The 2,073-nt window shown below is 59.0% G+C and carries 5 protein-coding genes; 1 reads left to right on the plus strand and 4 read right to left on the minus strand.

Annotation, left to right across the window (positions count from 1 at the left end):
* The 4 genes from ACT84W_RS07680 to ACT84W_RS07695 all read right to left on the minus strand — a co-directional run.
* Positions 1-248 (minus strand): NAD(P)/FAD-dependent oxidoreductase (locus ACT84W_RS07680; RefSeq protein WP_444328774.1); only part of this gene is annotated, 248 nt, incomplete at its 3' end.
* Positions 249-306: 58 nt separating this feature from the next.
* Entirely contained in the window at positions 307-750 is a 444-nt protein-coding gene (gene dut / locus ACT84W_RS07685) for a dUTP diphosphatase (protein ID WP_417576655.1), read from the minus strand.
* On the minus strand, positions 743-1,195 hold the full coding sequence (gene nrdR / locus ACT84W_RS07690; protein ID WP_444328775.1) for a transcriptional regulator NrdR: 453 nt from the start codon (positions 1,193-1,195) through the stop codon (positions 743-745). Before nrdR ends, dut begins: the two co-directional genes overlap by 8 nt.
* A 34-nt stretch (positions 1,196-1,229) precedes the next feature.
* Entirely contained in the window at positions 1,230-1,676 is a 447-nt protein-coding gene (locus ACT84W_RS07695) for a LysM peptidoglycan-binding domain-containing protein (protein ID WP_444328776.1), read from the minus strand.
* 202 nt (positions 1,677-1,878) lie between these two features.
* Here ACT84W_RS07695 and ACT84W_RS07700 point away from each other — a divergent pair.
* On the plus strand, positions 1,879-2,073 hold a 195-nt coding region (locus ACT84W_RS07700; RefSeq protein ID WP_444328777.1), incomplete at its 3' end, for a LexA family protein.

A 2,073-nucleotide genomic window follows, 5' to 3' on the forward strand; every position in this document is an offset into this window, starting at 1 on the left:
TGCTTGACCTCGGCTGTATTGAATCGGGCACCCGCATCCTCCGCCTGTTTGCGCATGGATTCCATGAGGTCATACCCGTTCACCTTGGGAATCCCGGGGTAATTCTCGATCTCCGAGGTAAGAAGCGGCTGCCCTCCGTACGACGCCTTCTCGAGGACGAGAACATCGAGGAGCTGACGACGGGCGTACAGGGCTGCGGCGGTCCCGGCGGGACCGGATCCTACGATAACAAGGTCGTGTGTCGGCATAAATAACCTCCCTTAGCCGATTGCGTGGCTCAAGAGAGGTCTACCCGAAAACAAAGAATCACACGCCGCTGGAGCCGAATCCACCGCAACCGCGATCGGTCTCGTCCAGCTCATCGACTTCCTCGAGTTCGACGACGGGAACTTTTTGGATCACGAGCTGGGCAATGCGCTCGCCGCGCTCAATATGAATAGGATTATGAGGATCCAGGTTTATGGCGCATACCTTGAGCTCTCCGCGGTAATGGGCATCGATGAGGCCAGGCGTGTTCGCCATCGAGAGCCCCTCGCGAAGCGCAAGGCCGCTGCGAGGCTGCACGAAGCCAGCGTAACCGTCGGGAATCGCTATGGCCAGGCCCGTCGCGACGAGCCTGCGCTCAAAGGGCTCGAGCGTCACGTCCTCATTGGATCGCAGGTCGAGCCCGGCGTCGCCATCGTATGCGTAGCTCGGGAGCTCAACGGACGGATCGAGTCTCTTGATGGGAAGCTTGATGCGATCACTCATCGGCGATGCTCCTCAGCTCTTCCATGAAGTCGTCGACATCCTTGAACTCGCGATACACGGAGGCGAACCGAATATAAGCGACTTTGTCGACCTTCATGAGCTTCTTCATGACCATATTCCCGATGTCAATCGAAGAGACCTCGGTGATGCCGCCGTCGCGAAGCTCGGCCTCGATATCGTCGATGAGGCCGTTGAGGACGCTAACGTCGACGTTCCTCTTTACCGTCGCGGCAAAGAGCCCGCGCATGAGCTTTTGGCGTTCAAAGGTCTCTTTGCGACCATCACGTTTGATGACGATCAGAGGGGTCTCTTCGCAGCGCTCGTAGGTCGTGTAACGGAAACCGCACTTGGCGCATTCCCTGCGGCGCCTGATGGCATCGTTGTTCTCGGACGGCCTTGAATCGACGACCTTCGATTCGCTGAATCCACATCGGGGGCAGCGCACGTTTGTCCTCCTTGCATAGGCTGCCCTAACCGTATCACACAGATGCGGGCTCCGGGACGGTGAGGCGCTGGCCAATTTCCAGATTCGATTCCTGGAGAGAATTGCGGCTGCGGATCCAGTCGACGACGTCCGACGTCGAGGCGCCTTCGGGGCAATGCTCGCTGGCGATGCCCCAGATAGTGTCCCCAGAGGCGACGAGAACCTGCTCGGTTGGCGCGTCCTGCAGAATGTTCGCGACCGTTGAGGCGCGGACGGCATCCATCGCGTACACGGCACAAGCCAGGAACACGGCTCCCGCGACGCAAAGGATTGCGCAAAGCACCGGGAACGGGGTGTTCTTTGCGGCAGCGTCTGCAATGCGTTCCGCCGATTTGCCGCGCCCGCCCTCGATCAGGTAAAGCCGTGGGGCCGCCTCGGCCTTCAGGGCGCTCGTCCCGTCGAAACCGAAACCTGCGAGGTTCTGCTTGATCGTTGATTCCATCGTGTGACTGCCTTTCCGTCCGAGTTTTTACGCTTTCCTTTATACGGAGGGGACGGGACAAGAATTACAGTGGACAAATGTTCGTGCGTACATCTGTATGTATCGTAAGACGCACACATGTTCTCGTCAAGAATAATCGAACGCCCGTTTGCAGAAAACATTTGTTTGCGGTAGCATTGGCTCACGGACAAAGGAGGCACCCATGGCTAAGGGCAAGATCGGCAAGCGTCAACGGGCTATCTACGAGTACATCTGCGCTTACTCCAAGGAGCACAGCTACCCGCCCTCGGTTCGCGAGATCGGCGCCGCCGTCGGCCTGGCCTCCCCCTCCACGGTCCACATGCACCTGAAGGCGCTGGAGAGCGCCGGCCTCATCAAGCGCGACCCAAAGAAGCCG

The organism is Paratractidigestivibacter sp., assembly GCF_052362415.1.
In the GTDB taxonomy this organism is placed as follows: Bacteria; Actinomycetota; Coriobacteriia; order Coriobacteriales; family Atopobiaceae; genus Paratractidigestivibacter.